This window comes from Pseudomonas sp. EL_65y_Pfl2_R96 (assembly GCF_963970905.1).
In the GTDB taxonomy this organism is placed as follows: Bacteria; Pseudomonadota; Gammaproteobacteria; order Pseudomonadales; family Pseudomonadaceae; genus Aquipseudomonas.
In genome coordinates this window covers 154,152-180,502 of the sequence record NZ_CAXAQH010000008.1, presented here as the reverse complement: position 1 = coordinate 180,502, position 26,351 = coordinate 154,152, and the positions used below count along the sequence as shown (strand labels likewise).

Annotated in this window: 29 protein-coding genes; 3 read left to right on the top strand and 26 right to left on the bottom strand. The window is 58.9% G+C overall.

The window, feature by feature from the left end; genetic code table 11:
- The 21 genes from AACY49_RS11715 to trmJ all read right to left on the bottom strand — a co-directional run bounded on the left by AACY49_RS11715 (window position 1) and on the right by trmJ (window position 19,035).
- Window positions 1-792, bottom strand: coding sequence for an amidohydrolase (locus AACY49_RS11715; protein WP_339523843.1), 792 nt, complete (start codon window positions 790-792; stop codon window positions 1-3).
- Window positions 780-1,928 carry a pyridoxal phosphate-dependent aminotransferase gene (locus AACY49_RS11710; RefSeq protein WP_320392114.1) on the bottom strand — a complete coding sequence of 383 codons (1,149 nt, stop codon included), beginning with the start codon at window positions 1,926-1,928 and terminating at the stop codon, window positions 780-782. The genes AACY49_RS11715 and AACY49_RS11710 overlap by 13 nt, the downstream gene beginning before the upstream one ends.
- 293 nt (window positions 1,929-2,221) lie before the next feature.
- Window positions 2,222-3,691 (bottom strand): ribosome biogenesis GTPase Der, encoded by a 1,470-nt coding sequence (gene der / locus AACY49_RS11705; RefSeq protein WP_258697406.1) that lies wholly within the window; start codon window positions 3,689-3,691, stop codon window positions 2,222-2,224.
- 135 nt (window positions 3,692-3,826) lie between these two features.
- Window positions 3,827-4,978 (bottom strand): outer membrane protein assembly factor BamB, encoded by a 1,152-nt coding sequence (bamB, locus tag AACY49_RS11700; RefSeq protein WP_320392115.1) that lies wholly within the window; start codon window positions 4,976-4,978, stop codon window positions 3,827-3,829.
- Entirely contained in the window at window positions 4,971-5,612 is a 642-nt protein-coding gene (locus AACY49_RS11695; RefSeq protein WP_258697408.1) for a tetratricopeptide repeat protein, read from the bottom strand. The genes bamB and AACY49_RS11695 overlap by 8 nt, the downstream gene beginning before the upstream one ends.
- Before the next feature lie 40 nt (window positions 5,613-5,652).
- Complete coding sequence (hisS, locus tag AACY49_RS11690) at window positions 5,653-6,942, bottom strand: histidine--tRNA ligase (RefSeq protein WP_258697409.1); 1,290 nt, start codon at window positions 6,940-6,942, stop codon at window positions 5,653-5,655.
- Window positions 6,943-6,979: 37 nt separating this feature from the next.
- Window positions 6,980-8,089, bottom strand: a complete 1,110-nt coding sequence (gene ispG / locus AACY49_RS11685) for a flavodoxin-dependent (E)-4-hydroxy-3-methylbut-2-enyl-diphosphate synthase (protein ID WP_010457850.1) — start codon at window positions 8,087-8,089, stop codon at window positions 6,980-6,982.
- A 3-nt stretch (window positions 8,090-8,092) separates the two neighbouring features.
- On the bottom strand, window positions 8,093-9,169 hold the full coding sequence (locus AACY49_RS11680) for a RodZ domain-containing protein (RefSeq protein WP_339523839.1): 1,077 nt from the start codon (window positions 9,167-9,169) through the stop codon (window positions 8,093-8,095).
- The gene (pilW, locus tag AACY49_RS11675) at window positions 9,169-9,927 is read right to left on the bottom strand and encodes a type IV pilus biogenesis/stability protein PilW (protein WP_258697411.1); all 759 of its coding nucleotides are present in this window, start codon (window positions 9,925-9,927) and stop codon (window positions 9,169-9,171) included. Before pilW ends, AACY49_RS11680 begins: the two co-directional genes overlap by 1 nt.
- 12 nt (window positions 9,928-9,939) lie before the next feature.
- Window positions 9,940-11,088: a 23S rRNA (adenine(2503)-C(2))-methyltransferase RlmN gene (gene rlmN / locus AACY49_RS11670; RefSeq protein ID WP_258697412.1), complete on the bottom strand. Its 1,149-nt coding sequence runs from the start codon at window positions 11,086-11,088 to the stop codon at window positions 9,940-9,942.
- Between the two features lie 28 nt (window positions 11,089-11,116).
- Window positions 11,117-11,542 (bottom strand): nucleoside-diphosphate kinase, encoded by a 426-nt coding sequence (gene ndk, locus AACY49_RS11665; RefSeq protein ID WP_007903599.1) that lies wholly within the window; start codon window positions 11,540-11,542, stop codon window positions 11,117-11,119.
- A gap of 92 nt (window positions 11,543-11,634) precedes the next feature.
- Window positions 11,635-11,835 (bottom strand): Fe-S cluster assembly protein IscX, encoded by a 201-nt coding sequence (iscX, locus tag AACY49_RS11660; protein WP_007941386.1) that lies wholly within the window; start codon window positions 11,833-11,835, stop codon window positions 11,635-11,637.
- 14 nt (window positions 11,836-11,849) lie between these two features.
- Window positions 11,850-12,191, bottom strand: coding sequence for an ISC system 2Fe-2S type ferredoxin (gene fdx, locus AACY49_RS11655; protein WP_008070976.1), 342 nt, complete (start codon window positions 12,189-12,191; stop codon window positions 11,850-11,852).
- A 3-nt stretch (window positions 12,192-12,194) separates the two neighbouring features.
- On the bottom strand, window positions 12,195-14,057 hold the full coding sequence (hscA, locus tag AACY49_RS11650) for a Fe-S protein assembly chaperone HscA (RefSeq protein WP_339523832.1): 1,863 nt from the start codon (window positions 14,055-14,057) through the stop codon (window positions 12,195-12,197).
- A 51-nt stretch (window positions 14,058-14,108) separates the two neighbouring features.
- A complete protein-coding gene (gene hscB, locus AACY49_RS11645; RefSeq protein ID WP_258700789.1) occupies window positions 14,109-14,630 on the bottom strand; it encodes a co-chaperone HscB in 522 nt (173 codons plus the stop codon).
- Window positions 14,631-14,638: 8 nt separating this feature from the next.
- Window positions 14,639-14,962 (bottom strand): iron-sulfur cluster assembly protein IscA, encoded by a 324-nt coding sequence (gene iscA / locus AACY49_RS11640; RefSeq protein ID WP_123425091.1) that lies wholly within the window; start codon window positions 14,960-14,962, stop codon window positions 14,639-14,641.
- 34 nt (window positions 14,963-14,996) lie between these two features.
- Window positions 14,997-15,383: a Fe-S cluster assembly scaffold IscU gene (iscU, locus tag AACY49_RS11635; protein ID WP_003443374.1), complete on the bottom strand. Its 387-nt coding sequence runs from the start codon at window positions 15,381-15,383 to the stop codon at window positions 14,997-14,999.
- An 84-nt stretch (window positions 15,384-15,467) separates the two neighbouring features.
- Complete coding sequence (locus AACY49_RS11630) at window positions 15,468-16,682, bottom strand: IscS subfamily cysteine desulfurase (RefSeq protein ID WP_258697415.1); 1,215 nt, start codon at window positions 16,680-16,682, stop codon at window positions 15,468-15,470.
- A gap of 49 nt (window positions 16,683-16,731) precedes the next feature.
- Entirely contained in the window at window positions 16,732-17,223 is a 492-nt protein-coding gene (iscR, locus tag AACY49_RS11625) for a Fe-S cluster assembly transcriptional regulator IscR (RefSeq protein WP_003227911.1), read from the bottom strand.
- A gap of 262 nt (window positions 17,224-17,485) precedes the next feature.
- Complete coding sequence (gene cysE / locus AACY49_RS11620; protein ID WP_339523824.1) at window positions 17,486-18,262, bottom strand: serine O-acetyltransferase; 777 nt, start codon at window positions 18,260-18,262, stop codon at window positions 17,486-17,488.
- Between the two features lie 2 nt (window positions 18,263-18,264).
- On the bottom strand, window positions 18,265-19,035 hold the full coding sequence (gene trmJ, locus AACY49_RS11615; RefSeq protein WP_339523822.1) for a tRNA (cytosine(32)/uridine(32)-2'-O)-methyltransferase TrmJ: 771 nt from the start codon (window positions 19,033-19,035) through the stop codon (window positions 18,265-18,267).
- Window positions 19,036-19,181: 146 nt separating this feature from the next.
- Between trmJ and suhB the strand changes: the two genes are divergently transcribed.
- Window positions 19,182-20,000: a type III secretion system regulator SuhB gene (gene suhB, locus AACY49_RS11610; RefSeq protein ID WP_085709393.1), complete on the top strand. Its 819-nt coding sequence runs from the start codon at window positions 19,182-19,184 to the stop codon at window positions 19,998-20,000.
- Window positions 20,001-20,290: 290 nt separating this feature from the next.
- Here suhB and rplS read toward each other — a convergent pair whose 3' ends face one another.
- The 5 genes from rplS to ffh all read right to left on the bottom strand — a co-directional run bounded on the left by rplS (window position 20,291) and on the right by ffh (window position 23,861).
- Window positions 20,291-20,641 (bottom strand): 50S ribosomal protein L19, encoded by a 351-nt coding sequence (gene rplS, locus AACY49_RS11605; RefSeq protein WP_003175895.1) that lies wholly within the window; start codon window positions 20,639-20,641, stop codon window positions 20,291-20,293.
- Between the two features lie 45 nt (window positions 20,642-20,686).
- Window positions 20,687-21,460, bottom strand: coding sequence for a tRNA (guanosine(37)-N1)-methyltransferase TrmD (gene trmD, locus AACY49_RS11600; RefSeq protein ID WP_339523815.1), 774 nt, complete (start codon window positions 21,458-21,460; stop codon window positions 20,687-20,689).
- Window positions 21,442-21,978 (bottom strand): ribosome maturation factor RimM, encoded by a 537-nt coding sequence (rimM, locus tag AACY49_RS11595; protein WP_339523813.1) that lies wholly within the window; start codon window positions 21,976-21,978, stop codon window positions 21,442-21,444. The genes trmD and rimM overlap by 19 nt, the downstream gene beginning before the upstream one ends.
- A gap of 5 nt (window positions 21,979-21,983) precedes the next feature.
- On the bottom strand, window positions 21,984-22,235 hold the full coding sequence (rpsP, locus tag AACY49_RS11590; RefSeq protein WP_003198088.1) for a 30S ribosomal protein S16: 252 nt from the start codon (window positions 22,233-22,235) through the stop codon (window positions 21,984-21,986).
- Window positions 22,236-22,484: 249 nt separating this feature from the next.
- Window positions 22,485-23,861: a signal recognition particle protein gene (gene ffh, locus AACY49_RS11585; RefSeq protein WP_095051275.1), complete on the bottom strand. Its 1,377-nt coding sequence runs from the start codon at window positions 23,859-23,861 to the stop codon at window positions 22,485-22,487.
- Window positions 23,862-24,071: 210 nt separating this feature from the next.
- Between ffh and AACY49_RS11580 the strand changes: the two genes are divergently transcribed.
- On the top strand, window positions 24,072-24,884 hold the full coding sequence (locus AACY49_RS11580; RefSeq protein ID WP_258697418.1) for a cytochrome C assembly family protein: 813 nt from the start codon (window positions 24,072-24,074) through the stop codon (window positions 24,882-24,884).
- A 12-nt stretch (window positions 24,885-24,896) separates the two neighbouring features.
- On the top strand, window positions 24,897-26,132 hold the full coding sequence (locus AACY49_RS11575; RefSeq protein ID WP_339523804.1) for a transporter associated domain-containing protein: 1,236 nt from the start codon (window positions 24,897-24,899) through the stop codon (window positions 26,130-26,132).
- Window positions 26,133-26,351: the final 219 nt, after the last annotated feature.

The following is a 26,351-nucleotide window of genomic DNA, read 5'->3' as shown; positions in this document are numbered from 1 at the left end:
TTACGTGAACTCGAAGGTATCCGCATCCAGGTTCGCCGGGAATCGCGTGCGATAAGCCGCCAGATCCGCAGCACTCAGAACGACCTGAAACACGCCATCCGCTTCGCCCGCACTGAGTAGCGTCTCCCCCTGAAAATCCAGGACCTGACTGTCACCGGTATACGCAAAACCTTTGCCATCGGTACCGATGCGATTTACCGCCGCCACATAGCAGAGGTTTTCGATCCCCCGAGCGGGCAGCAAACGGTTCCAGTGCTGACGCCGTGCACCCGGCCAATTGGCGGTGTACAGCAACAAGTCAGTGTCTTGCGGATCGCGGCTCCAGACCGGGAAGCGCAGGTCGTAGCAAATCAGCGGCCGCACTCGCCAGCCCTTCAATTCGAACTGCACCTGACGCTCGCCCGGGGTGTAGTGGTTGTTCTCGCCCGCCATGCGGAACAGGTGACGCTTGTCGTAATGCCACACCTCCCCGTCCGGCCGCGCCCACAACAAACGGTTGCGATGGCTGCCGTCAACCGCCTGGACGATGATGCTGCCGGTCACCACCGCGTCCAGTTTCGCGGCCTGAGCCCGCAACCATTTACTGGTGGGGCCATTTTCCGGCTCGGCGAGGGTTTCCGACTCCATGGAGAAACCGGTGGTGAACATCTCCGGCAGGATAATCAGATCAGCGCCGCGCGCCTGTTCCAGCAATGGCTCGAAATGCTCCAGATTGGCCTGACGATCATGCCAGGCCAAGGTGGTCTGGATCAGCGCGATATTCAGATTGGGCAGATTACTCAGATCACGCATAGCTTTGCCGCTGCTTCGCGCAGGGTCTCCTCGCGTTTGGCAAAGCACAGACGCACCAGGCGCTGACCTTCGGGTGGAGTCTGGTAGAACACCGAGATCGGGATGCTCGCCACGCCATGTTCGCGGGTCATCCACAGCGCCATCTCGACGTCATTGAGGTCAGGGCGGATCTGCGAATAATCGACCAATTGGAAGTAAGTACCGGCCACGCGAGTGAAACTGAAACGCGACGGCGTCAGCAGATCGCAGAACAGATCGCGCTTGGCCTGATAGAAGCCCGGTAACTCTTCGACGTGTTCCGGGTGCTCGGCCATGTAATCGGCCAACGCATACTGCAACGGCGTCACGCCACAGAAACTGACGTACTGGTGCACCTTGCGCAGTTCCGCGGTAAGGGCTGGCGGCGCCACGACATAACCGGTTTTCCAACCGGTGACGTGGTACGTCTTGCCGAACGAACTGACCACGAAAGCGCGCTGATACAGCTCTTCATGGGCCAATACGCTGGCGTGAGGCACGCCGTCGAACACCAGGTGTTCATAGACCTCGTCGCTGATCACATAGATGTCGCGGTCGCGGATCAACGCCGCCAACTGATCCAGTTCGGCACGGCTGATCAGCGCACCGCTTGGGTTGTGTGGGGTATTGAGGATAATCATCCGCGTGCGTGGGCTCAGGGCTTCGGCGAGCTTCTGGAAGTCGATGGCGAAGTCGTTCAGGCCGAGTTGCACATGCACACAGCGACCACCGGCCAGCTCAACCGAGGGCTCGTAGCTGTCGTAGCACGGATCGAAAACGATCACTTCATCGCCGCTGTGGATCACCGCCTGAATGGCGCAGAAGATCGCCTGGGTCGCGCCAGGGGTGACCGTCACTTCGCTGTCGGCATCGACATGGGCGCCGTAGCTGCGAGCGATCTTCGCCGCAATCTGCTGACGCAACGCGGGCAGGCCGGTCATCGGCGAGTACTGGTTGTGGCCACTGGCGATATGCCGCCCCACCGCATCGCGCAGAGCCTGCGGGCCGTCGAAATCGGGAAACCCCTGGGACAGATTGATCGCCCCGGTTTGCGCCGCGAGCTGAGACATCTGCGTGAAGATAGTGATGCCGACATTCGGCAGCTTACTGGTGATCATCGGTGATTCCCTGCTCTACACCCGGCTCTACGGCGGCACGGGGGAGTTCGAGGATAGCCCATCCGGCGCCCATAAAAAAAGGGCGCCAACCGGCGCCCTTCTTCTAATACATTCACCGTATAACCTGTGACGAGGGAGCTTGCCTCCGTTGGGTGGCATAGCCGCCCCAAAACCCTGCACTGCGGTCTGTCAGATAAACCGCTGTGCGGGGTTTACGACTGCTTCGCAGCCGAACGGGGGCAAGCCCCCTCGCCACGAATGCGCCCACGCCAGCGGCGTGGGCAAGTCGTGAATCAACGCTTATCGCGGCGCTTCTTGTCGGCTTTCTTGTGGTGACTCATCAAACGACGCTTCTTGTTGACCTGGCGGTCCGTCAGCGAGTTCTTGTTGCCTTCGTACGGGTTCTCGCCGCCCTTGAACTCGATGCGAATCGGCGTACCGACCAGCTTCAGCACACGGCGGTAAGTGTTTTCCAGGTAACGGACGTAAGACTTCGGCACCTTCTCAATCTGGTTACCGTGAATCACGATGATCGGCGGGTTCGCGCCACCCAAGTGGGCGTAACGCAGCTTGATCCGGCGGTTGTTGACCATCGGTGGCGCGTGCTCACCGACCGCATCTTCCAGAATCTGGGTCAGGCGGTTGGTCGGCCAGCGGGTGACCGCGGACTTGAACGAGTTCTGTACGGAAGCGTAGAGGTTGCCCACGCCAGTGCCGTGCAGGGCCGAGATGAAGTGGATATCGGCGAAGTCGACGAAGAACAGTCGACGTTGCAGCTCGACTTTCACGAAGTCGCGCTCGCTCGGCGTCATGCCATCCCACTTGTTGATCGCGATAACCAGCGCACGACCGGCTTCAAGGGCAAAACCCAGCAGGTTGAGGTCGTGATCCACCACGCCTTCGCGGGCGTCCATCACGAAGATCACCACGTTGGCGTCTTTGATCGCTTGCAGGGTTTTGACCACGGAGAACTTTTCGACTTCTTCGTGGATCTTGCCGCGCTTGCGCACACCGGCGGTGTCGATCAGCGTGTACTTCTCGTCGTTACGCTCGAACGGGATATAGATACTGTCGCGGGTGGTGCCAGGCTGGTCATACACGATGACCCGGTCTTCACCGAGCATGCGGTTGACCAGGGTCGACTTGCCGACGTTCGGACGACCGATGATGGCGATCTTGATACCGTCTTTTTCGCTTGGGCCAGGAATGCGCTTGGCTTCCTCACCTTCGGCAACGATTTCTTCTTCGCCTTCTTCCGGTTCTTCGTCGTCTTTCGGGAAGTCGCTCAGGGCGATTTCCAGCATCTGGGTGATACCACGACCGTGGGCACCGGCGATCGGGATCGCGTGGCCCATGCCCAGCGGGGCGAATTCGGCGCGGGCCATTTCAGGGTCGATGTTGTCGACCTTGTTGGCGACCACATAGGAACGCTTGTTACGCTTGCGCAAGTGCTCGGCGATCATCTGGTCGGCCGCGGTGAAACCGGCCTTGGCATCTACCAGGAACAGAACGACATCCGCTTCTTCAATGGCCAGCAGCGACTGCTCGGCCATTTTTTCGTCCATACCGTGCTCGTCACCGGAGATACCGCCGGTGTCGACCAGAATGTAGGAACGCCCTTGCCACTTGGCCTCACCGTATTGGCGATCACGGGTCAGACCGGACAAGTCGCCGACGATGGCGTCGCGAGTCCTGGTCAGGCGGTTGAACAAGGTGGACTTGCCGACGTTCGGTCGGCCCACCAGGGCGATTACGGGAACCATGCGGCTCTCCACTTCGTTATTTCAGAAAATACAAAAGCCGCTGCGAGGCAGCGGCTGGTGCTCGGGGCAGCGCTTGGAAGCGCTGCGAGCCTTGCAGAACAAGGCCGCTTGGGGGTTAAACCCCAAGCATAGTCTTTACTTGATGGTCAGGGCTTCCAGTTTGCCGCTGTTGCCATACACATAAATCGTGTCACCCATCACCAGCGGACGGGCACGCAGGCCATCGCTGTCGATGCGCTCGCGGCCGACGAAACGACCGTCCACCTGACTCAGCAGGTGCAGGTAACCTTCCAGGTCACCGACTGCAACGTAGCTGGAGAACACTTCCGGAGCCGACAGTTGACGGCGGGCCAGCGAATCGTTGCTCCACAACGCAGTGGTGGAACGTTCGTCGACGCCTTCAACAGTGCCCGAAGACAGGCTCACGTAGACGCTGCCAAAACCCTGAGCGACGCCGGCATAGCTGGACGCATCACGCTGCCAGAGCTGACGACCGCTTTCCAGGTCCAGTGCCGCAACGCGACCCTGGTAGCTGGCGACATACAGCGTACCGCCGGACAGCAGCAAGCCACCGTCGATATCGACCACACGCTCCAATTCCGAACGACCTTGTGGAATCGCTACGCGCTGTTCCCACACCGGCACGCCGTTGGACACATCCAGAGCAACTACTTTACCGGTCGACAGACCAGCCACCGCGAGGCGGTTGGTGACGATCGGTGCGCTGGTGCCGCGCAGGGTCAGGACCGCTGGCGTGCTGTCATACAACCAGCGCTGGTTGCCGGTAGCGGCGTCCAGGCCGATCAGACGGTCATCCTGGGTCTGAACCACAACAACATCACCGTTGGTGGCCGGCGGCGCGAGAACTTCGCTGGTCACGCGAGCGCGCCATTTCTCTTCACCGCTACTGGCGTCCAGGGCAACGATTTCACCCTTGATCGTGCCGATCATGACCAGGCCATAACCCACGCCAACGGCGCCGGAGACAGGCAGTTCGAGATCTTTCTTCCATTTGACGTCGCCATTGCTGCGATCCATCGCCATCACCACACCGGTGACGTCGGCGGCATAGATGGTATCGCCATCGATCGCCGGAACCAGCATGTTGTAGGTTTCGCCCTGACCGTCACCGATCGAACGACTCCACTGCTTTTGCAGAACCACTTCTTCTTTGAAGTCGGTCAGCTCGGCCGGTGGCAGTTCTTTTTTGCTGTTGCTGCTGCAACCCGCGGCCAGAATGGCCAGAGCCAGCAATGCTGCATGTTTCCAACGGATCACGTCACGCATCCCCTTTGGCCAGGTCGTCCAGCTTGATTTGTAGGCCACCGACCGCCGCTTCATCCGACAGTGCCGCCTTGGCTTTTTGATACGCCGCGTTCGCTTCGTCGGTACGACCCAACTGCACCAGCAGGTCGCCTTTGAGCTCTTCGCGAGTGGCCAGGAAGGCCTTGTCGGCATCGCCTTCGAGCAGTTTCAGGGCTTCATCGACCTTGTTCTGCGCGGCCAGCACCTGCGCCAGGCGCTGACGGGCGATTTCGCCCAACGCCGGGTTGGCCGGTTTGGCGACAATGGCTTTCAGCTCGCTGGCTGCGTCGTCCAGCTTGCCGCTGTCGACCGCGACTTTCGCCACGAACAGGCTGCCATATTGCGCGTATGCGGTGCCGCCGAATTCGCTATTGAGCTTGCCGGCCAGTTCCGAAACACGTGCAGCATCAGGCTTGCCGTCAGGCGTCAGCGTGGTTTCGAGCAATTGCTGATAGAGAATCGAGGCGCCTTGCGACTGATTGCTCTGATACTTCTGAAAGGCCTGCCAGCCGAACACGATGACCAGCGCCAACAGGCCGCCAGTGACCAGGGGCTTGCCGTTGCGTGTCCACCAGTCCTTCAACTCCGCCAGATGTTCGTCTTCGGTACTCGACACCCCAATACTCCTTAATCGCTAAATCGGCTGTTTGACAGCTTCAACCCTGCACGACGCAGGTGGCCAGGTGTGCAGCAAGCGCATCCCAGGCAATGCTTTGTTGTTCGCCCTGGCCACGCAGGGGTTTGAAACCTACCACTTGCTGGGCCATTTCGTCGTCACCGAGGATCAGCGCGTACAGCGCGCCGCTCTTGTCAGCTTTCTTGAACTGGCTTTTGAAGCTGCCGGCGCCGGCATTGACCTGCAGGCGCAGGTTGGGCAATTGATCACGAACACGCTCGCTCAGGGCCAGACCGGCCAGCTCGGCGGCTTCACCGAAGGCGCAGAGGTAGACATCGACCTGACGGGAGATCTCTTCGGGGATCTGCTCCAGGGTTTCAAGCAGCAGCACCAGACGCTCGATGCCCATGGCGAAGCCGACGCCCGTGGTCGGCTTGCCGCCCATCTGCTCCACCAGACCATCGTAACGACCACCGGCACACACGGTGCCCTGGGCGCCCAACTTGTCGGTGACCCATTCGAAAACGGTCTTGCTGTAGTAATCCAGCCCGCGAACCAGCTTCGGGTTGATCACATAAGGAATGCCCGCGGCGTCCAGACGAGCCTTGAGGCCCTCGAAGTGAACGCGAGACTCTTCGTCGAGGTAGTCGGCCATTTTCGGCGCGTCGACCAGCGCCGCTTGAGTGTCGGCGTTCTTGGTGTCCAGAACCCGCAGCGGGTTGGTCTTCAGTCGGCGCTGGCTGTCTTCGTCCAGTTGATCCAGGCGAGCGGACAGGTATTCGACCAGCGCTTCGCGATAACGAGCGCGAGATTCGGCAGTGCCCAGGCTGTTGAGCTCGAGCTTGACCGCATCGCGGATACCCAGCTCGCCCCACAGGCGCCAGGTCAGCACGATCAGCTCGGCGTCGATGTCCGGACCGTCAAGGTTGAAGACTTCGCAGCCGATCTGGTGGAACTGGCGATAACGACCTTTCTGCGGACGTTCGTGACGGAACATCGGGCCGATGTACCAGAGTTTCTGCACCTGACCGCCGCCGGTGATGCCGTGCTCGAGTACCGCACGCACGCACGCCGCCGTACCTTCTGGGCGCAGGGTCAGGGAATCGCCGTTGCGGTCGTCGAAGGTGTACATCTCTTTTTCGACGATGTCGGTCACTTCACCGATGGAGCGTTTGAACAGCTCGGTGAACTCGACGATCGGCATGCGAATCTGCTTGTAACCGTAGTTATCCAGCAGACGCGAGACGGTGCCCTCGAAATGACGCCAAAGGGGAGTCTGTTCGGGCAGGATGTCGTTCATGCCACGAATGGCTTGCAGAGACTTGCTCACTTTAAATCCTTAAATTCATTCGGCTCTTTAGTCAGAGTCAGCCGCGAGCGATTACAGCTGCGTCAGCTTCGACCTTTTCGGCCGCTTTCTGGCGGATCAAGCGTTCGAGCTCATCCACCAGATTGTCATTCGTCAGTTTCTGCGACGGCTTGCCGTCGATGTAAATCAGGTTTGGCGTGCCGCCAGTCAAGCCGATATGGGCTTCCTTGGCTTCGCCCGGCCCGTTGACCACGCAACCGATCACCGCAACATCCAGCGGCACCAGCAGGTCTTCGAGACGCCCTTCCAGCTCATTCATGGTTTTGACCACATCGAAGTTCTGCCGCGAGCAGCTCGGGCAGGCGATGAAGTTGATGCCACGGGAACGCAGGTGCAGGGATTTGAGAATGTCGTAGCCGACTTTCACTTCCTCGACCGGGTCGGCCGCCAACGAGATGCGAATAGTATCGCCAATCCCTTCGGCGAGCAGCATACCGAGGCCCACGGCGGATTTCACTGTACCTGAACGCAAACCACCGGCTTCGGTGATACCCAGGTGCAACGGCTGGACGATTTCTTTGGCCAGCAAGCGGTAAGCGGCGACGGCCATGAACACGTCGGAGGCTTTCACGCTGACCTTGAAGTCCTGGAAGTTCAGACGCTCAAGGTGTTCGACGTGACGCAGGGCGGACTCGACCAGCGCAGCGGGGGTCGGCTCGCCGTATTTCTTTTGCAGGTCTTTTTCCAGGGAACCGGCGTTTACGCCGATGCGGATCGGAATCCCGCGATCACGGGCGGCATCGACCACCGCACGCACGCGGTCTTCACGACCGATGTTGCCCGGGTTGATCCGCAGGCAATCGACACCCAGTTCGGCCACACGCAGCGCGATCTTGTAGTCGAAGTGGATGTCGGCCACCAACGGCACCTTGACCAGTTGCTTGATCTTGCCGAAGGCTTCGGCGGCGTCCATGTCCGGCACGGAAATGCGCACGATATCGACGCCAGCGGCTTCCAGACGATTGATCTGGGCCACGGTGGCGGCCACGTCATTGGTGTCGCTGTTGGTCATGCTCTGCACAGCGATAGGCGCATCGCCGCCCACGGGCACGTTACCCACCCAGATCTTGCGGGATTCGCGACGTTTGATTGGAGATTCGCCGTGCATGACTTATTGACCCAACTTCAGGCGAGCAGTCTCGCCACTGGTGAACGGAGCGACATCAACCACCTGTCCGTTGTAGCTGACCTGCGCGCCACGGGCGAAGCCCAGACGCACGGCAAAGGGCGGTTTGCCGCTGACGGAAACATTTTCGCCTTTACGCTTGAGACCACTCAACAACACCTTGCCGGTGCCGTCGGTCACTTGCGTCCAGCAATCGGCGGTGAATTGCAGTTGAACCTGGCCTTGACCCGCTACCGGAGCTGCTGGAGCAGAAGCTGGAACGGTCGGCGCAACCGGAGCAGTCGCAACCGCTGCCGGTACAGCAGGAACAGCAGGAACAGCAGGAACAGCAGGAACAGCCGGGGCTGGCGCTGCTGGTGTCGCGACAACCGGAGCAGTGTTGTGGGCCGGAGCCGCAGGTGTTGCTACCGGGGCTGCCGGAGCTGGAGTTGGAGCTGGAGTTGGAGCCGGTGCGCTCGCTACGGCGCTGGCTGGTTCCTCTGCCGATGTCTCGGCCTGCGGCAATGCTAGAGGCGTTTCACCTTCAGCCTCACCTTGCGCGACGGCCTGATCTTCCGGCTCGTCCAGCGGATGGATCTGAGTGGTGCCGTCGGCGCCTTCGACTTCAACGTGTTCCGGAGCCAGGCTGACCAGGTCCTTGGTACGCAATGAGGTTTGATCCTGCCACCAGACGAAACCACCGCCAATCACCGCGATCAGCAACAGCAGGCTGACAACTCGCAAAATGGTGTGGGAAACCCGAACCGGTTCTTCGATACGTCCCAGGCTGTGGACGTTGCTGCCCTGGGAGTCGGTGCCGGTGGATTGATCGAACTGTTGGACCAGAACGGTCTGGTCCATGCCCAGCAATTTGGCGTACGCGCGAATATAGCCACGAGCAAAGGTGTGCCCAGGCAGCTTGTCGAAAGCGCCGGCTTCCAGATTGCTCAGGGAATTGACGGTGAGGTTGAGCTTGAGGGCCACTTCGGCCAGCGACCAGCCATTGCTTTCGCGGGCCTGGCGCAAGGTCTCACCGGGGTTAACGCGATTCGCTGCTACAACTTCGGGATGCGCCGCTTTCATCATTGCTCCGACAGGTATTGCTGATATTCCGGCGTACCGGGATAGAGTCGTTTTAATTGCAGGCCAAAACTGGCGGCCTTGTCACGATCTTCGAACACTTTTGCCAGCCGAACGCCGAGCAATAGACTACGTGCATTTTGCTCGGTGAGCAGGCTAAAACGGTCGTAATAGTCACGCGCGGGCACATAATGCCTGTCTTCGTAAGACAACTCAGCCATTTCCAACAATGCACGTGGCTGCTGGCGATTCAAACGCAGGGCTTTTTCCAGTTGCTGGCGAGCCAGGTCCCGCTGGCCAAGCTTTGATGCGGTCATGCCCAGGTTTTCGAAAACCCGTGAACGCTCAGGATACAGGGTATCGGCGGCGGCCTGTTCGAAGCGTTCGTACGCCTCTTTGTAACGTTTCTCTTCGAACAGAAAGCTGCCGTAGTTATTCAGGATTCGCGCATCGGCGGGACGGGAAGACAGCGCCTTGCGAAAATGCTGATCGGCCAGTTCCGGCTCCATCTCGGCCTGGAACACCAATCCCAGGGCCGCGTTGGCGTCAGGATCCGAGTCATCCAGCTCCAGAGCCTTCTTCAACGGGACTTTGGCGCGCTCGGTCATGCCCTGCTGCAAATACCCCAATCCCAGCTGCACGTAGGCGGCACGCGCTTCATCACGGCCCTTGCTGGTCTTCATCGGGTTGAAATCGCCCGACAGGACACAACCAGCACAAAGGCTGGCCAACAGCACAAGCAGCGCGAAGCGCAGGGACATAGAGATCCTCTCTTAATTATTGTTCACAGCGTTTTGCGGCATATCGTTCTCGGCGCTCAACTCACGCACGGCGATATAACGTTCGCTGCGACGGGTGCGATCCAGCACCTGCCCTACCAATTGGCCACACGCGGCATCGATGTCTTCACCGCGGGTGGTGCGAACAGTGACGTTGAAGCCTGCATGGTGAAGCTGATCCTGGAAACGGCGAATCGCGTTGTTGCTCGGACGCTCGTAACCGGAGTGCGGGAACGGGTTGAACGGAATCAGGTTGATCTTGCACGGAATGTTCTTGAGCAACTCGATCATTTCGACCGCGTGTTCGACCTTGTCGTTGATGTCCTTGAGCAAGGTGTACTCAATGGTCAATACGCGCTTTTCGCCCAGGGACGACATGTAGCGCTGGCACGACTCCAGAAGCATCTTAAGCGGATACTTCTTGTTGATCGGCACCAATTGGTTACGCAATGCGTCATTCGGCGCGTGCAGGGACAACGCCAAGGAGACGTCGATGTGCTTGGACAGCTCATCGATCATCGGCACCACACCCGAAGTAGACAAGGTTACGCGGCGCTTGGAGATGCCATAGCCCAGGTCATCCATCATCAGATGCATGGCGGCCACGACGTTGTCGAAGTTCAGCAGCGGCTCACCCATGCCCATCATCACCACGTTGGTGATGGCACGGTCGACGGTTGCCGGGACGCTGCCAAAGGATTTGTTGGCAATCCACACCTGGCCGATGACTTCGGCGGCAGTGAGGTTGCTATTGAAACCTTGCTTGCCGGTGGAGCAGAAACTGCAATCCAGGGCACAGCCTGCCTGGGACGAAACGCACAAGGTGCCGCGTTTGCCCTGGGGAATGTAAACGGTCTCGACGCAGCTGCCGGACGCCACGCGCACCACCCATTTACGGGTGCCGTCGCTGGAGATGTCCTCGCTGACCACTTCCGGACCACGAATTTCAGCAACAACCTTGAGCTTTTCGCGCAAGGCCTTGCTGACGTTCGTCATGGCGTCGAAATCATCGACGCCAAAGTGGTGAATCCATTTCATTACCTGACCGGCACGGAAACGCTTCTCCCCGATTGAGTCGAAGAATTTTTCCATTTCCAGCTGGGTCAGACCCAGCAGGTTGGTTTTTACAGTCGATGTAGTCATGGATTCACCTTCACTCTTAAGCCAATGCTTAGCGAGTGGTTACTTCAGTAGCTGCGAAGAAGTACGAGATTTCGCGAGCAGCAGCGGCTTCGGAGTCCGAACCGTGTACGGCGTTGGCGTCGATGGAATCAGCGAAGTCAGCGCGGATGGTGCCGGCAGCAGCTTCTTTAGGGTTGGTAGCGCCCATCAGCTCACGGTTCAGAGCGATAGCGTTTTCGCCTTCCAGAACCTGAACGACAACCGGACCGGAAATCATGAAAGCAACCAGGTCGTTGAAGAAACCACGAGCGCTGTGCTCAGCGTAGAAGCCTTCAGCTTCAGCTTTGGACAGTTGCTTCAGTTTCGAAGCTACAACGCGCAGGCCAGCTTTTTCGAAACGAGTGGTGATCTCGCCGATAACGTTTTTTGCAACAGCGTCAGGCTTGATGATGGAGAAAGTACGTTGAACAGCCATGGTGTAACTCCAGAAACGGTAATTTGTGAAAAATTAAACCCGCGAATTATACGCGGGTTCTTTGGTATTGCCTAACTGCGTACGGTGCAGACTCAGTCTGCTTCTTCGATCCAGGCGGCCTGAATGGCTTCAAGCACCTTCTCGCCACCGCGGGTTGGATCATCACTGAACTCCGGCAATGCCAGCACCCATTGGTGCAGATCGACGAAGTTCACGTAACGCGGGTCCACATCCGGCTTTGACTCAGCCAGCTGGATCGCGATTTCCAGCACATCAACCCATTTCAGGCTCATGAAAGCTCCTTGAATCAGTGCGGCGCTTCGGCTGCATGGTTGAGCGAGTATTTCGGAATTTCGATGGTCAGGTCTTCAGTCCCGACTTTTGCCTGACAGGCCAAGCGTGACTGAGCTTCCAGCCCCCAAGCCTTATCAAGATAGTCCTCCTCCAGCTCATCAGCCTCTTCCAGCGAATCGAAACCTTCGCGAACGATGCAGTGACAAGTGGTGCACGCACAGACGCCGCCACAGGCGCTTTCCATCTCGATATGGTGTTCATGGGCCAATTCGAGGATGGAGATGCCTGGCTCAGCCTCCACAACCATGCCTTCCGGGCAAAACTTCTCGTGTGGCAGAAAAATGACCTGCGGCATCAATTATTCCTCGATTTCATTCAGATTGCGCCCCGCCAGAGCGGCTTTCACCGTCGAGTCCAGGCGGCGGGCAGCAAAGGCATCGGTCACTTGCGACAGACGCTTGGTCTGCTGCTCGATGGCGTAACCATCGGTACCTTTCATCAATTCGGTCAGTTCCTGCATCTGCAATTCGATGACCATGCGCTCTTCGGCGTCGAGCAGGCGTTCGCCGTCGACATCGAGAGCGCCCTGCACTGCTTCGATCAGGCGCTGGGCATCGACCTGCTGCTCACGCAATACGCGGGCGACCTTGTCGTCATTGGCGTGCTGGAACGAATCCTTGAGCATTTTGGCGATTTCGCCGTCGGTCAGGCCGTAGGACGGCTTGACCTGGATGCTGGCCTCAACGCCCGAACCCAACTCCCGGGCCGAGACACTGAGCAGACCGTCGGCGTCGACCTGGAAGGTCACGCGAATTTTCGCCGCACCGGCCACCATCGCCGGAATACCGCGCAATTCGAAGCGCGCCAGGGAACGGCAGTCGCTGATCAACTCACGCTCGCCCTGCAATACGTGAATCGCCATGGCCGACTGGCCATCTTTATAAGTGGTGAAGTCCTGAGCCCGGGCGACGGGGATGGTGGTGTTGCGCGGAATCACCTTCTCCATCAGGCCACCCATGGTTTCCAGCCCTAGGGACAACGGGATCACGTCGAGCAACAGCAGTTCGCCGCCGTCACGCTTGTTGCCGGCCAGGGTATCGGCCTGGATCGCGGCACCAATGGCCACCACTTGATCCGGATCGATTTCGGTCAGCGGTTCGCGACCAAAGGCTTGCGCAACAGCTTCGCGAACGCGGGGCACGCGAGTCGAGCCGCCGACCATGACCACAGCGTGCACGTCGTCCAGCTCGATGCCGGAATCACGCACCGCGCGGCGACAGGCTTTCAGGCTGCGAGCAACCATCGACTCGATCAGCGCATTGAACGCTTCACGGGTCAGCCCGGCCTTCCAGTCGCCATACGCGACTTCAACGGACGAGGAGTTGGTCAGGGCTTCTTTGGCTGCACACGCGATTTGCAACAGATTGCGTTGCGCACCCGGATCGAGGTCGGCCGACAGACCGGCACTCTCGATGATCCAGCCAGCAATGGCGTGATCGAAGTCATCGCCACCCAAAGCGCTGTCGCCGCCGGTAGCCAGCACTTCGAATACACCGCCGGTCAGACGCAGAATCGAAATATCGAAGGTGCCACCGCCCAGGTCATAAATGGCAACCAGGCCTTCAGCCTGTTGATCCAGACCGTAAGCCACCGCAGCAGCGGTCGGCTCATTGAGCAAGCGCAGCACGTTCAGGCCGGCCAGTTTGGCCGCATCTTTGGTGGCTTGACGCTGAGCATCATCGAAATAGGCCGGAACGGTGATCACCGCGCCGACCAATTCGCCACCCAAGGTCGCTTCAGCACGCTGACGCAGCACCTTGAGGATATCGGCGGAGACTTCGACCGGGCTTTTCGGGCCTTGCACCGTATCGATGAACGGCATATGCGACTCGCCATCGACAAAACGATACGGCAGCTGATCGCCCAATTGCTTGACGTCGGACAAACCACGCCCCATCAAGCGCTTGACCGACAGCACAGTGTTCAAAGGATCGGTAGCGGCGGCCAGCTTGGCCGAGTCGCCGACTTCGACATGATCGGCGTGATAGCGCACAGCCGACGGCAGGATAACCCGCCCTTGCGCATCAGCCAGAGGCTCGGAAAGACCACTGCGCAATGCAGCGACCAGCGAATTGGTAGTGCCCAAGTCGATCCCCACAGCCAGACGACGCTGGTGCGGTTGAGGACTTTGGCCGGGTTCGGCGATCTGCAGTAGGGCCATCGTGATCAGGACTTATCTGTATATCAGGCGTGCGACCGGAGCGGCACTGGGTTAATCGTCGAGGCGCTCTTCTAACTGGCGCACTTCGTGGGTGAGCTTGTCGAGGAACTGCATGCGCCGCATCAGGCGTTCGGCCCGCTCACGTTGCGCTGCATCATCCCAACAGGCTGCGAAGCTTTCGTTCAGTTCATCCTGGGCTGCTTTCAGGCGGCGCTTGAATGCTGCAATACCGGCCATGTCGGCGCTGTCTTGCAGGTCTTCGAGCTCTTCACGCAGCTCCATTTGCTGCAAAAGAAACTCCGGATCATGCACCGTGACCTCCAGCGGCAGCTCGCGACCACCCAGGGCGAGCAGGTAACGCGCGCGCTTGGGGGGACTTTTGAGCGTCTGGTAGGCCTCGTTGAGGCTTGCGGATTGCTCTAGCGCCAGCCGCTGCTCACGCTCGGAAGCGTCTGCAAAGCGGTCCGGATGAACACCGCGCGCCAACTCACGATAGCGCGTGGCCAACTGATCGAGATCCAGACGGAAGCTCGGCTTCAGTTCAAATAAAGCGAAATGACAAGGAGTACCCACAAGCAGCCTCAGATGTTGAAGCTTTCGCCGCAGCCACATTCACCGCGTACGTTGGGATTGTTGAACTTGAAACCTTCGTTCAACCCTTCCTTGACGAAATCGAGCTCGGTGCCGTCCAGGTATGCCAGGCTTTTCGGATCGATGATCACTTTCTCGCCGTGACTTTCGAACACTTGATCGTCCGCGCCCACCTCATCGACAAACTCCAGCACATAGGCAAGGCCGGAACAGCCCGTGGTGCGAACACCCAGACGAATCCCATCACCCTTGCCGCGCCCGTCGAGGGAGCGTCGCACGTGTTGAGCAGCCGCTTCTGTCATGCTGATAGCCATCGGTGACTCCTTACTCGTCGCCAAACCTTGAAAGTCAGATCAAGCCTTTCTTCTGCTTGTAGTCGCGAACGGCCGCCTTGATAGCGTCTTCAGCGAGTACGGAACAGTGAATTTTCACTGGCGGCAGGGCCAGTTCTTCGGCCAGCTGAGTGTTCTTGATGGTCTCTGCTTCATCCAGAGTCTTGCCTTTCATCCACTCGGTCGCCAGGGAGCTGGAGGCGATCGCCGAACCGCAACCGTAAGTCTTGAACTTGGCGTCTTCGATGATGCCTTGCTCGTTGACCTTGATCTGCAGACGCATCACGTCACCGCACGCCGGTGCGCCGACCATGCCGGTGCCGACATCAGGATCTTCCGCGTCCATCTTGCCGACGTTGCGCGGGTTCTCGTAGTGGTCGATGACCTTTTCGCTGTAAGCCATGATTCTTAATCCTCACTCATCAGGAGTCGCTCTTGAAACCCTGCAAATCGTCGATTCGCAGGGCCGGTTGCGGCGACTTGAATATCAGTGTGCCGCCCACTCGATTTTCGAAATGTCGACGCCATCTTTGTACATGTCCCACAGCGGCGACAAAGTGCGCAGCTTGGTAACGGCCTCGCAGACTTTCTGCGCGGCGTAGTCGATTTCTTCTTCGGTGGTGAAACGGCCGAAGGTGAAGCGGATCGAGCTGTGTGCCAGTTCGTCGTTGCGGCCCAGGGCGCGCAGGACGTACGAAGGCTCAAGCGATGCCGAGGTGCAGGCCGAACCGGACGAAACCGCCAGATCCTTGAGCGCCATGATCAGCGACTCGCCTTCAACGTAGTTGAAGCTCAAGTTCAGATTGTGCGGCACGCGAGCGGTCATGCTGCCGTTGACGTACAGCTCTTCCAGGCCTTCGACCTGCTTGAAGAAACGGTCGCTCAGGGCTTTGATGCGTGCATTCTCGGCAGCCATGTCTTCCTTGGCCACACGGAACGCTTCGCCCATGCCGACGATCTGGTGAGTCGCCAGGGTGCCGGAACGCATGCCACGTTCGTGACCGCCGCCATGCATGGTCGCTTCGATGCGAACACGCGGCTTGCGGCTGACGTACAGTGCGCCGATGCCTTTAGGGCCGTAGGTTTTGTGGGCGGAGAACGACATCATGTCGACTTTCAGTTTCGACAGGTCGATCTCGACCTTGCCGGTGGACTGAGCGGCGTCGACGTGGAACAGGATCCCCTTGGAGCGGGTCAGTTCGCCAATGGCTGCGATGTCGTTGATGGTGCCGATTTCGTTGTTCACGTGCATGATCGACACCAGGATCGTGTCATCGCGCAGGGCAGCTTCGACCATCTCCGGAGTTACCAGACCATCTTCGCGAGGATCAAGGTAAGTCACTTCGAAACCTTCACGCTCCAGTTGGCGCATGGTGTCGAGGACAGCCTTGTGCTCAATCTTGGTGGTGATCAGGTGTTTGCCTTTGGTGGAGTAGAAATGCGCCGCACCCTTGATTGCCAGGTTGTCGGATTCGGTGGCACCGGAGGTCCAGACGATTTCACGCGGGTCGGCGTTAACCAGGTCAGCGACCTGACGGCGAGCGTTCTCGACGGACTCTTCAGCTTTCCAGCCGAACACGTGGGAACGGGACGCCGGGTTACCGAAGTTTCCGTCGACCAGCAGGCATTCACTCATCTTTTGCGCGACACGCGGATCAACCGGGGTGGTCGCAGAGTAATCAAGGTAAATCGGCAATTTCATGGACTATCTCCTAATCAGGCTGGCTGGCGTGCCGCTAGCTCTTTGGCTGTCATTCGACGGCGGACGCTTCAATCTTGTCCAGGCGTGGCGCCTTGCTGTTGCAACGGCGCTGGTCCTGACGCTGGGCTACTTCTTGCACCTCACGGCGAGTTACAAGGTCAGCCAAGCTGATACCGCTCAGAAATTCGTGAATCTGCAGGCTCAGATCGCACCACAAGTGGTGGGTCAGACAGGTGTCGCCGGAATGGCAATCACCCTGGCCCTGGCATTTGGTTGCATCGACCGATTCGTTGACCGCATCGATCACTTGGGCGACCTGGATGCCCTGCATGTCGCGGGACAGTTGGTAGCCACCGCCCGGACCGCGAACACTGGACACCAGATTGCTACGGCGCAATTTGGCGAATAGCTGCTCGAGGTAGGACAGGGAGATGCCTTGGCGCTCGGAGATATCGGCCAGGGACACCGGCCCGTGCTGCGCGTGTAACGCCAGGTCAAGCATGGCGGTCACGGCGTATCGGCCTTTTGTAGTCAGTCGCATGGACAATTACCACGGAGTTCGGAATGGGGCGAGTATGCAATTCCCGAGTATTTAAGTCAACTATAAGACCTAGTGCTTTACTCAGGTTTACCCGCAAAAGAGCGCGCGCATCATAGCAAAGGCTGGCCGCGAACAGCCAGCAATTGCGCGCTATCGCTCTTCGCGAGCAAGCCCCACACATTGGATTGTCTGTGGGTACAGATTTGTGCACGACAGAAATCAAGTGTGGGAGCGGGCTTGCTCGCGAAGGGGCCAGCTCGATTTAACTGGCCTGACTCTGATCCTTGTCTTTCACACAGGCAAAATCTTCTTCGCGCAGCTCAGGCAGATCCTTCGCACAATAGTTGCTACCCAGATCCTTCAGCGCGCCGCACATCCCCTCCAGACGACCATCGACCGCCTGCAAGTGATCGAGCAGCTGACCGATCGCCCGCGCCACCGGGTCCGGCATGTCCTCGCCGACGCCGTACGCATCGAAGCCGATCTTCTCGGCCATGGCCTTGCGCTTGGCATCCTGCTCATCATCGGACTTGACGATGATCCGCCCCGGAATCCCCACCACTGTCGCCCCAGGCGGAACCGCCTTGGTGACCACTGCATTGGAACCGACCTTGGCCCCGGCACCGACCGTGAACGGGCCGAGCACCTTGGCACCCGCGCCGACCACCACGCCATCCTCCAGAGTCGGGTGACGCTTGCCCTTGTTCCAACTGGTGCCGCCAAGGGTCACGCCCTGGTAAAGGGTGACGTCGTTGCCAATCTCGGCGGTCTCACCAATAACGATGCCCATGCCATGGTCGATAAAGAAACGACGACCGACTTTGGCCCCCGGATGAATCTCGATCCCGGTCAACCAGCGACCGAAGTTCGACACCAGGCGCGCGAGCCATTTCCAACCCGTGCCCCACAACGCCGACGACAGACGATGGATCCAGATGGCGTGCATGCCCGGGTAGCATGTCAGGACCTCGAAAGCATTACGCGCCGCCGGATCACGATGGAAAACACTCTGGATATCTTCACGCAAACGCTCGAACATCATTAATCCTTCCGCTGTAGAAGCTCGCCACGGGCCGCTTTCTGGGTTTCCGTGAGGATGCCACGCAATATATTCATTTCCGCCCGGCTGACCGAGCTGCGTCCGTACAACCGGCGCAGGCGCGCCATCAAGTGCCGTGGTTTTTCCGGATCAAGGAATTCGATGGCCACCAGGGTTTGTTCCAGGTGCTCATAGAATCGCTCCAGCTCATCCATGGTCGCCAGCTCACCACTTTTGGTGGAAGCCACTTCATCCTTCTCGACCTTGCTCGGCTGACCCTCGGCCGCGAGCCAGGACATACGCACTTCATAGCTCAACACCTGCACCGCCGCCCCAAGGTTCAACGAACTGAACCCGGGGTCTGATGGGATGTGCACGTGATAATGACATCGCTGCAGCTCTTCATTGGTCAAGCCGGAGTCTTCACGACCGAACACCAGCGCGATCTCGGCACCCTGCCCCGCCTCTTCGACCACCCTCACACCGCATTCGCGGGGATCGAGCAACGGCCAGGGAATGCGACGGTCACGAGCGCTGGTACCGAGCACCAGATTGCAGCCAACCAAGGCATCTTCCAGGGTGGCGACGACTTGCGCGTTTTCAAGGATGTCGCCAGCACCGGACGCACGCGCATCGGCCTCGTGGTGCGGGAACAACCGCGGTTCGACCAGCACCAGCCGCGACAGGCCCATGTTCTTCATGGCACGCGCAGCACCGCCGATATTTCCGGGGTGGCTGGTATTGACCAGGACGACACGAATGTTTTGCAGCAAGGGAGGCGCTCTCGAACACTTTAATAGGGAGCAGAATCTTACAGCGCCTCCTACCGTTAAGCTATGAAAGCGAACACCGACCTTCACCTGTAGAAACTTTCTGATAGAATGCCCGGCTTTCTTTAACAACCTTAGGTGACACATCCATGCAGCCCATGCTGAATATCGCGCTGCGCGCCGCCCGCAGCGCCAGTGAATTGATCTTCCGCTCCATCGAGCGCCTGGATACCATCAAGGTCGACGAAAAAGACGCCAAGGATTACGTATCCGAGGTGGATCGCGCCGCCGAACAGAAAATCATTGATGCGCTGCGCAAGGCCTACCCAAATCACTCGATCATGGGTGAAGAAACCGGCATGCACGCCGGCAGCGGTATCGAAGGCGAAGAATACCTTTGGATTATCGATCCACTGGACGGCACCACCAACTTCCTGCGGGGCATTCCTCACTTCGCGGTCAGCATCGCCTGCAAATACCGTGGCCGCCTGGAACACGCCGTTGTTCTGGACCCGGTTCGCCAGGAAGAATTCACCGCCAGCCGTGGTCGCGGCGCCCAGCTGAACGGTCGTCGCCTGCGCGTCAGCGGCCGCACCAGCCTGGACGGCGCCCTGCTGGGCACCGGCTTCCCGTTCCGCGATGACCAGATGGACAACCTCGACAACTACCTGGGCATGTTCCGCGCCCTGGTTGGCCAGACCGCTGGCATCCGCCGTGCCGGCTCGGCGAGCCTGGACCTGGCCTACGTGGCTGCCGGCCGTTTCGACGCTTTCTGGGAGTCGGGCCTGTCCGAATGGGACATGGCCGCAGGCGCCCTGCTGATTCAGGAAGCTGGCGGCCTGGTGAGCGACTTCACCGGTGGTCACGACTTCCTCGAGAAAGGCCACGTCGTCGCCGGCAACACCAAGTGCTTCAAGGCAGTACTGACGGCGATCCAGCCGCATCTGCCAGCTTCACTGAAGCGCTAAGCGCTCAAGCCCCCCCAAGAAAACGCCCCGACTTGTTCGGGGCGTTTTTTTGCGCAAAAAAATCCCCATCCATATGGGAGCGGGCTTGCTCGCGAAGGCAGCGTGTTATTCAACACATGTATCGACTGGCAACCCGCCTTCGCGAGCAAGCCCGCCCCCACAGCTTCCGCGCTTTAAATGACCAGCATTAAATGCAGCCATAACGAAAAATGCCCCGTATCTTTCGATACGAGGCATTTTCTTGAAGAGCCAGCCTGTTCAGGCTGGCTCTTCTGCATCGGAAGCTGGACTTAAGCCAGTTTTTCCTTGATGCGAGCTGCTTTACCGGACAGGTCACGCAGGTAGTACAGCTTGGCTTTACGTACGTCACCGCGACGCTTAACGGCCATGCTGTCGATTTGCGGGCTGTAGGTCTGGAAAGTACGCTCTACGCCAACACCGTTGGAGATTTTACGAACGGTGAAAGCACTGTTTACGCCGCGGTTACGCTTGGCGATAACTACGCCTTCAAACGCTTGCAGACGCGAACGATCGCCTTCCTTCACTTTCACCTGAACGACAATGGTGTCGCCCGGGGCAAAGGTAGGGATCTCTTTGGTCATCTGCTCTGCTTCGAGTGCAAGGATGATTTTGTTAGTCATGCTGTGCTCCTAAGGTAAATCGTCGGATCTACCATCGATACGTTGTTAACTATCGTCCCGCTCGCGGATGTATTCCTCGAGCAGCTTCTTCTCTTCTCCAGAAAGCGAGCGGCTTTCCAGAAGATCGGCGCGTCGTTCACAGGTCCGACCAAGGGACTGCTGTAAACGCCAACGCCGGATGTGCGCGTGATTGCCACTTAGCAATACGTCGGGAACACGCTGATCCGCATACACCTCCGGTCGGGTGTAGTGCGGGCAATCCAGCAAACCATCCGTAAAGGAATCTTCCTCGGCGGAGTCCGCATGCCCTAAAGCTCCAGGCAGCAGTCGTGTAACCGCATCGATCAGGACCATCGCCGGCAGCTCGCCGCCAGACAGTACATAGTCGCCAATCGACCACTCTTCATCGACATGAGCATCAATAAAACGCTCGTCAATGCCTTCATAGCGGCCGGCAATCAGAATCAATGCATCCAGATTCGCCAACTCGCGCACCGCCGACTGAGTCAGTTGACGGCCTTGGGGGGACAGGTAAATTACCTTCGCCGCCTCCCCGGCTGCTGCCTTGGCCTGAACCAGAGCATCTTCCAGGGGCTTGATCTTCATCACCATGCCCGGACCACCGCCAAATGGGCGATCATCCACAGTGTGATGTCGATCCGTCGTGTAGTCTCGCGGATTCCAACAGGTGAGCTGCAACAGCCCCTGCTTCACCGCCCGACTGGTGATGCCGTACTCGCTGATGGCGGAGAACATCTCGGGAAACAAACTGATCACTTCTACGCGCAGGTTAGCCACGTTTAGAAGTCCGCATCCCATTCCACCTTCATCTCGCCTGCGGCAAGGTCGACAGCCAACACGCATTGCTCCGTATAGGGCAACAAGCGTTCGCGATCATCCAGGCTGCCAGCGCAAGGCTTGACCACCACTACATCATTGGCGCCGGTTTCCAGAAGATGATCGATTTTCCCGAACAATTGCCCGTGAGTATCGATGACCTTCAGACCTTCCAGCTGGTACCAGTAGTACTCGCCGTCGGTCAATTCAGGGAACAGGTTGCGCGGCACGCAGATCTCATAACCAGCCAGAAGACGCGCTTCTTCACGATCATCAAGACCCTTGAGCTTTGCGACCAGGAACTTGTCGTTCCCACGTCCGCTGACCAGCTCGACCTGTTTTACGTTGCCTTCGCGCTTGAGCGTCCAGGTTTTGTAGTCCAACAGGTTTTTAATCGGATCAGTAAAGGAATACACCTTCACTTCGCCGCGAACGCCATGAACAGAATAAATTTTGCCAATAACGATCAAATCATCGGCAACAGCCGGCGTCGCGTTCATATTGCTCAGGCCGCAGCCTTAGCAGATTCCTTCAACAACTGAGCAACGCGCTCAGAAGGTTGTGCACCAACGCTCAGCCAGTAGGCTACGCGCTCTTGGTTCACGGACAGACGAACTTCTTGACCACGAGCAACAGGGTTGAAGAAACCAACCTGTTCCTTGTGCGAACCGTCGCGCGGGTTGCGGCTGTCGGTTACGGTCAAGTGGTAAAACGGGCGCTTTTTGGAGCCGCCAAGGGCAAGACGGATTGTTAGCATGTGAACATCGTTCCTGTAGTCGGTGCTGCAAATCTAAAGGCACAGCGGGCATAGGTGCCCGAAAGGCCGCATATTCTAAGGAATATCCGGACTTTTGCAAATGTCTTTTTCCGGCGACCTATCGGTCGCCATCCAGATTTGCTATAGAGCCGTCGGTTAAAACGGCAAGTCAGCTCCCGCCAATGGCGGGTTTGCTGGAAAATCCACGTTGCCGTGGATAGCGCCGACATCACTGCCGGCGCGAATCTTTTACATCTTGGGCATGCCGCCGCCGGGCAACATACCGCCCATGCCGCGCATCATTTTGGCCATTCCGCCTTTCGCGGAGAATTTCTTCATCATCTTCTGCATCTGCTTGTGCTGCTTGATCAAGCGACCGATGTCCTGCACCTGAGTGCCGGAACCCATGGCGATCCGGCGCTTGCGCGAACCGCTGATCAGCTCAGGGTCGCGGCGCTCGGCCGGGGTCATGGAATTGATGATGGCTTCCATCTGCTTGAACTGCTTCTCTGCCGCGCCCTGGGCGTTGCCCATCTGCGCCAGATTCACGCCGCCGATGTTCGGCAGTTTGTCCATGAGGCCGCCGAGGCCGCCCATGTTTTTCATCTGTTGCAGCTGATCACGGAAGTCTTCGAGATCGAAGCCCTTGCCCTTCTTCAGCTTCTTGGCCAGTTTATCGGCCTTGTCTTTGTCGAGGGTCTGTTCGGCTTGCTCGATCAGACTGAGCACGTCGCCCATGCCGAGGATGCGCGAAGCAATACGCTCAGGATGGAACGGTTCGAGCGCTTCGGTCTTCTCGCCCATACCGATGAACTTGATCGGCTTGCCGGTGATGGCTCGCACCGACAGCGCGGCACCGCCACGGGCATCGCCGTCGACCTTGGTCAGGATCACACCGGTCAGCGGCAGCGCATCGCCAAAGGCCTTGGCCGTGTTGGCGGCGTCCTGGCCGGTCATGGCGTCGACCACGAACAGGGTTTCGACCGGGTTGATCGCGGCGTGCAACGCCTTGATCTCGCCCATCATCTCTTCGTCGATGTGCAGGCGACCAGCGGTGTCGACGATGACCACGTCGATGAATTTCAGTTTGGCTTCTTTAATAGCCGCTTGTGCGATGTCGACCGGCTTCTGGCTAAGGTCGGACGGAAAGAACGTCACGCCGATGTCGTTGGCCAGGGTTTCCAGCTGCTTGATCGCCGCCGGACGGTAAACGTCCGCGGACACGACCATGACCGACTTCTTCTTGCGCTCTTTAAGGAAGCGCGCCAGCTTGCCGGCGGTGGTGGTTTTACCCGCACCCTGCAAACCTGCCATCAACACGACGGCAGGAGGAACGGCGCTCAGGTTCAAGTCTTCGTTGGCCGCGCCCATCAGGCTTTCGAGTTCGGCCTGGACGATTTTCACGAAGGCCTGGCCCGGCGTCAGGCTGCGCGACACCTCGGTGCCGACAGCGCGCTCCTTGACCGAGTTGACGAAGTCTTTGACCACCGGCAAGGCGACGTCGGCTTCGAGCAACGCCATGCGCACTTCGCGCAGGGTGTCTTTGATGTTGTCCTCGGTCAGCTTGGCCTTGCCGGTGACATGGCGCAGCGTCTGCGAGAGACGGTCGGTTAAGTTTTCAAACATTGCGCGATCCTTTCAGGCCCTGTGTAGACCGGGATAATGGCGGCCCAGACCGGAATAAACATGTGCTCGGCGAGCCTGCGGCGTGGGCAGGTCGCGGATTATAGCGAAGACTGCGTCTGGCGGACACCTCGCCGTCAGGTTGCATGGTCTTTCGTGCTGTGGGGGTTCTATGCCAAACTCAGCGCCTTTCGGGCTTGCCTAACAGGATTTATGCTCCCCTTGTCACCCAGTTTGCTTACCACCCTCGCCGCCGCCTGCTTATATGCCGCTGCGACTCTCTATCAGGGCACTCGTCTGGCCACCGGCGCCAAGGCGAACAAGCGCCTGCTGGTCACGCTCGGCGTGCTGGCCTTGCTGGCCCACAGCGTCAGCCTGGTTACCTATCTGCTGACACCGATCGGCCTGGCCCTGGACTTTTTCAGCGCCGCCAGCCTGATTGCCGCAGCGGTTATTGCCCTGACCCTGCTGGCCTGCTCGCGGATTCCGGTGGAAAACCTGCTTCTGTTGCTGTTCCCGCTAGGCGCCGCCACCGTGCTACTGGCGCAGTTCGCCCCCGCCGGCACGGTGCAGATCATTGATGAAGAGCCAGGCATCCTCGCCCACATCCTCTTGTCGATCCTCGCTTACGGCATGTTCACCATCGCGGTGTTCCAGGCCTTGCTGCTGCTGGTTCAGGACCATCAGCTCAAACACAAGCATCCGTCCGGGTTGATCAAGAACTTCCCGCCACTGCAAACCATGGAAAGCCTGCTGTTCGGTTTCCTCTGGGCCGGCTGGAGCCTGCTGTCGCTGTCGCTGATCTCCGGCTGGCTGTTCGTCGAGAACCTGTTCGCCCAGCACCTGGTACATAAAACCCTGCTGGCGTGCCTGGCCTGGATCGTATTCAGCGTGCTGCTTTGGGGGCGCAACCGCCTCGGCTGGCGCGGACACAAAGCCATCCGCTGGACCCTTGCCGGTTTCTGCCTGCTGATGCTGGCGTATTTCGGCAGCAAGCTGGTCCGCGAATACATTCTGCATATCTGACGGGCGGCATTAATGGACGACTTGCCCATAGGGCCGATGCTCGCGGTGCTGGCCCTGCTGACTTTATGGTCGGGACTGTTTACCGCCATCGAAGTTGCACAGCAGCAGTTGCTGGCCCAGCGCATGGCCTCGCGCTCCAGCGACAAACCGGTGGCCAAACTGAGCTTCCCGCTCAACAGTCTGATCCTCTGCAACACCCTGTGCCGTGCGCTGGTGGTGGTCATCAGCACCTTGCTGGCGATTTTCACCTGGGCACAAAACGGCCCATGGATTGCCTGCCTCGGTGCCGGCGCGGTGTTGCTGGTGTTCGCCGACTACCTGCCGCGAACCCTTGCCGTCCGCTATCCGGATGTTGTCGTGGCCTTGGGCAACACTCTGCTCGGCATACCGTTGAAAATCGTCTACCCAGCCGCCTGGCTGCTCAATGGCATCAGCCAACTGCTGATGCGGCCGTTCGCCCGCAAAGTCAGCGTGGTACAGCAAAGCGAAGACGAGGCTCCGGCAGATCGCCACGACGATCACGAACATGCGGCCTATCGCCCACTGTCAGGTATCCACGCGCTGGATAACATCACGGTCAACGACATTCTGGTACCACGCAGCGACGTCGACGGGATCAACCTGGACGACTCCCTCGAAGAAATCATCGAACAACTGCGTCACAACAAGCGCACCCGCCTGCCGGTATTCCACAGCGACATCAACCAGGTAGAAGCAGTGCTCAACACCCGGCAGATCCGTCATCTGCTGCCGGATTCAAGCCTCACACTGGAAGCACTGCTGGCGGCCAGTCACGAACCGTACTTCGTGCCGGAAAGCACCCCGTTGCAGCTGCAATTGCTGAATTTCCACAAGCAGCAACGGCGTTTGGGCATGGTGGTCGACGAGTACGGCGAAGTGCTGGGCATCGTCACCCTGGAAGACATTCTTGAAGAAATCGTCGGTGAGTTCGAAAACCAACACAGCCTGGATAACCCGCACATCCACCCGCAGGCCGATGGCCGACTGGTGATTGACGGTGCAGCGTCCATCCGCGAGCTGAACAAGAGCCTCGGCTGGCACCTGCCCAGCGACGGCCCGAAAACCCTCAACGGGTTGGTGACCGAGGCGCTGGAGACGATTCCGGACAGTGCGGTTTGCCTGAAGATCGGCCGATATCGGCTGGAGATTCTGGAGACGGAAGAGAATCGTGTCACGCGCGTGCTGATCTGGCATACCAGCTCAGTGCCTGCCCTTTCTAAAATCTGACACGATCCCTTGCTCCCGCTGGACTTTGAAGCAGGCCTGATCACAGACAGCGCGATTACCCTGAGAGAATGTATTCAGCCGTTTGCGGCCGCTACCCGCCCGAGCGGGAGCAAGCTCCCTCGCCACAAAAGTCATCGCATCCTCCAAGCCGCTTGTTGAATCATTAGCCGCCTTCCTATAATCGAGCGGCTTACCAAGCCCCGCCATACCCCGTGCTAC